Here is a 3370-nt window from a genome sequence, read left to right on the forward strand (position 1 = left end):
AACTTCGGGGTTCCGGCGGTGCTGGGGCTGCCCGCGCAGGTCTATACCCTGCCCACCCTGGCTTACGCACGGCTTTTTTCTCCCGCCAGCCCCGATCCCCTGGGCGAGGCGGCGGCCATCGGGCTGCTGCTGGGGTTGCTGGCGGTTCCGGCCCTGCTGCTCTCGAGCCAGTCCACCGGCGAACCCTCCCTGCGGCCTTTGCGACCCAGGCTGAGTTGGCTGGCTCGAGCCGGCTTTGGGCTTTTTGCACTGGTAGCCGTGGTTTTTCCCCTGGTTGGCCTGGTGCGCCGGGCCCTGTTCAACACCTTTACCGGAGCATTTCAGCCGGCCTTTCTCACTGCCTGGGAGTTGCCGCTGGTGCGGCAGGGGCTCGCCAACTCGGTGCTGCTGGCCCTGCTGGCAACCGGGCTGTTGCTGCTGCTGGGGCTGCTGCTGGCCCCCCAGCGCGGGGCTTTGAAGCGCCTGCGGCAGATTCTGGATATGCACTACCTGCTGCCCGGAACCCTGCTGGCCATTGGGTTGATTCTGCTGCTGGCCCCCACCCCGGTTTATGCCACCCCCTGGATTTTGCTGCTGGCTTATCTGCTCAACTTTGCCGCACTCATGCTGCGCTCGATGGAGGCCGGACTGGAAGGCGGTATCGAGCGGCTGGTAGGGGTGGGCAAGCTTTTCGGCTTGCGGCACTGGTGGGCCTGGTGGAAGATTGGCTTCCCCCTGCTGGGGCCCTACCTGGCCGCAGGCGTGTTTTTGATTCTGCCGCTGTGCCTGGCCGAACTCACCCTTTCGACCATGCTGTACGCGCCAGGCAGCGAGACCCTGGGCGTGGCGGTACTGTCTGCGCTGAACGGTGGAATGTTCCGTGAAGCAGCCGCCATCGGGTTGATTCTGATGGCGCTATCGCTCCTGTTGATGCTGGTGCCCCGCCGGATTGTAACCAGCTAGCAAGCCCGCCGGAGGACTGTCTGTAATGCCACCCCCGCATAAGAAGAACGTATCGCCCTTCAACCACGGGCCGGGAGCCAGATCATGCTGCAGCTAGAACAGGTCACAAAAAGCTTCGGAAAGGCGGGTGTGTTTGAGGTCAATCTGCACCTCGAGCATGGTGAGATTCTGGCGGTTTTGGGGGCCTCGGGCTCGGGCAAGACCACCCTTTTGAACCTGGTGGCGGGCCTGGTGGTACCCGACCTGGGGCGGGTTTACCTGGGCCAGGAAGAGGTGACCCGCCAGCCCCCAGAGAAGCGCGGGCTGGCCTACGTGTTTCAGGATCATGCCCTGTGGCCCCACCTGAGCGCCCTGGATCACCTGCTCCTGGTGATGAAACGTTCCGACAGAGCGCAAGCCCAGAGACTACTGGCACGGGTCGGGCTGGCGGGGCTGGATGCCCGCAAACCGCACCAGCTTTCGGGGGGGCAGAAGCAGCGGGTGGCCCTGGCCCGCGCTCTGGCGGCCAGGCCCCGCCTGCTGCTGCTGGACGAGCCCTATTCGTCCCTCGACCCGGTGTTGCGGGAGGAGTTGCGCCTGGAAGTGGCCTCCATCCTGCGAGCCGAGCAGGTAAGCGCCCTGCACGTCACCCACGACCCCGACGAGGCCCTGGCGGTGGCCGACCGGGTGGCGGTGATGGACGGGGGGCGCATCGTGCAGATGGACACCCCGGCAGGCGTGTACGCGCAACCCCAGACCCTACCGGCGGCGCGGGCCTTCGGGCGCTTGAACCTGCTGGCGGTGCAGGTGCAGGGCGGCCGGGTGCACCTGAATGGCCAAACCTGGGCCGTGCAGGGCCTGCAGACTGGGGCGGGCCTGCTGGCCTTCCGCTACGAAGACCTTCAGCCAGGGCCGGAAGGGCTGCTGGCGAAGGTTCTAGCGGTGTATGGCGGGCGGGGCGAGCGGCTGTGCCGGCTAGATCTGGGGGTGGGGGAAGCGGTGGTGGCGCTGGAAGCAGCGCCAGGGGAGCAGGTTCGGCTGGCGCCGACCAGGGTCTTGACGGTGTTTACTGCCCAGGGGTAAGCCGTTCATTATGGAAGCCTGCTGGCGTCGTGATTGGAGGTGAGCCAGGCTACCGAGGAGGCCGATCTGGAGGCGGTGGCCTGGCGGTGAGTCTGGGTTATGATTGCCGTATGGTATAGTCGGCTTACCAAATGGAGATTACCCTGTCCTTTGTGCTTCCCGACCCGGCCATCGAGCCCCTGGCCCTGTTCGGCCTGCAAACCCGCAACGCCGAAGAAGGCATCCGCCAGCTCAAGCGCGGCCTTCCCGCCCAGGGATGGGCGGTGCTGGTGAACAGCCTGGGCGCCAACGAAAAAGACCTGGCCGCGGTGGTGCAAATTCCCACCACCACCCTGGCCCGCCGCAAAAAGGCCGGGCGCTTTACTCTGGAAGAGAGTGAGCGGCTGTTGCGTGTTGCACGGCTGGTGGCCCAGGCCCAGAGGGTATTCCGTAGCCAGCAGGGCGTCGCCCGCTGGTTCAACCAGCCCAACCGGGGGCTGGGCGGGGCTACCCCCCTCGAGTACGCCAGCACCCCCATCGGGGCCGAGGAGGTCGAGCGGGTGCTGGAGCGCATTCTGGACGGGAGCCCGGCCTAGGTGGCCATGGTGCAGGCCTGGCGGCTGGTGAGCGTTCAGCTGGCCGGTACCGCCTTCGATGGGGAGGGCAGTTACCGATACGGCAACCGCTGGAACCACGCGGGCACCCGGGTGGTCTACCTGGCCCAAAGCACCAGCCTGGCGGCCCTCGAGGTGCTGGTGCACGCCGAGAGCTACGCCGAGCTGCCCGCGTACCGGGCCTTCCCGGTCGAGTTCGACCCCGAACTGGTGCTTGACCTGCTCGAGCTTCCACCCGACTGGCAGCAAAGCCCCGCCCCTTCCAGCACCAGGAGCCTGGGCAGCCGCTGGGCCAGCGAAGGCCAGACTGCCCTGTTGCGCGTGCCCAGTGCGGTGGTGCCCTGGGAGTACAACTACCTGCTCAATGTGCAGCACCCCGACCAGACCAGAGTCCGCATCGGACAACCGAGGGCCTTCAGCTTTGACCCCCTTCTGGACAAGTAAGACAGTCCTGCCTGCCCGACGGGAGCGCCTCGAGACGCTTGTTTCGGGGCGCATCACCCTGAGAACGCATCCTTCAGGCCTCGGCCCCTCCCGCGTCCGTAGTGAGCGCCTCGAGGCTCTCAATCGGTTTCCCTAAAGCTTTTACATCCCGCACCAGACGCTCGGTAGCACCGCCCACAGCCGCATGAATCACCAGCACCCTGAAGGCCAGCCCCACCACCAGCCGGTTGCGCCGCTCGGCTCTCTGAGCGTCGGCCCGGCGAACAGTATCGCCAAAGGGCGAGACCAGCAGCAGGCGCCCCGCCTCGAGCGCCCTGTCAAGCTCAGCG

4 protein-coding genes and 1 pseudogene are annotated in these 3370 nt (G+C 66.5%); 4 read left to right on the plus strand and 1 reads right to left on the minus strand.

Annotation, left to right across the window (positions count from 1 at the left end):
• The 4 genes from Q0288_RS12295 to Q0288_RS12310 form a co-directional block, all read left to right on the plus strand.
• A partial coding sequence (locus Q0288_RS12295; RefSeq protein ID WP_299430828.1) for an ABC transporter permease subunit occupies window positions 1-942 on the plus strand: 942 nt, incomplete at its 5' end.
• An 84-nt stretch (window positions 943-1026) separates the two neighbouring features.
• Window positions 1027-2004: an ABC transporter ATP-binding protein gene (locus Q0288_RS12300; protein ID WP_299430830.1), complete on the plus strand. Its 978-nt coding sequence runs from the start codon at window positions 1027-1029 to the stop codon at window positions 2002-2004.
• Window positions 2005-2135: 131 nt separating this feature from the next.
• A complete protein-coding gene (locus Q0288_RS12305; RefSeq protein ID WP_299430832.1) occupies window positions 2136-2579 on the plus strand; it encodes an antitoxin Xre/MbcA/ParS toxin-binding domain-containing protein in 444 nt (147 codons plus the stop codon).
• 6 nt (window positions 2580-2585) lie between these two features.
• A complete protein-coding gene (locus Q0288_RS12310; protein WP_299430836.1) occupies window positions 2586-3041 on the plus strand; it encodes an RES family NAD+ phosphorylase in 456 nt (151 codons plus the stop codon).
• Window positions 3042-3114: 73 nt separating this feature from the next.
• Here the strand turns inward: Q0288_RS12310 and Q0288_RS12315 are convergent.
• Window positions 3115-3370 (minus strand): annotated as a pseudogene (locus Q0288_RS12315) (hypothetical protein); the annotation flags it as partial.

The sequence above is a fragment of the uncultured Meiothermus sp. genome, from assembly GCF_937863175.1.
GTDB lineage: Bacteria > Deinococcota > Deinococci > Deinococcales > Thermaceae > Meiothermus.